This is a genomic window from Actinomyces sp. HMSC065F12, from assembly GCF_001814535.1.
GTDB lineage: Bacteria > Actinomycetota > Actinomycetes > Actinomycetales > Actinomycetaceae > Pauljensenia > Pauljensenia radingae_A.
On sequence record NZ_KV817001.1, the window covers coordinates 1 to 450 of the forward strand.

Sequence of the window (450 nt, forward strand, 5' to 3'; positions counted from 1 at the left end):
AACTTCTATCTCATTATCGCACGCCGACTCGCGCTAACGCTCATGAACACGCATCAAGTGATGGTGGGTGTCGTAGCAAGAGCGAAGGAGGTGAAGCACATGGGGAGGAACCGTAAGCAGACGTCCGCGAAGGTGGTGTCCAAGGCGTCGAAGATTCTGACCGATGGCCGTTATGGCAAGGACTCGAAGTCTGTTGCCGCTTCGGCGTTGGCGCAGACTAAGCCGCTCAAGCGCGGCAAGTAGCCGTACACAGCCCACTCGGTTTCGACACAGTGCGGGCCGGGTGGGTGGGGACGGTAGCGCTGGTGGCCACCGGTACTGACGTTCTCCAAGCCTGAGCGTGATTGTTCGGGAGCTCATCTGGCGGATGAGCAAGCCCTATGGCGGGTGCAGGCCGTGGGGTTAGACAAACAAATCACTAGTGAGACCTGCTCTGGGAGCGCTCGGCGG

The 450-nt window shown here is 59.8% G+C and carries 1 protein-coding gene; it reads left to right on the forward strand.

Features of this window, described 5'->3' with window-relative positions; genetic code table 11:
• Positions 1-243: hypothetical protein (locus HMPREF2975_RS07595; protein ID WP_227469323.1), on the forward strand; the 243-nt coding region annotated here is incomplete at its 5' end.
• Positions 244-450: the final 207 nt, after the last annotated feature.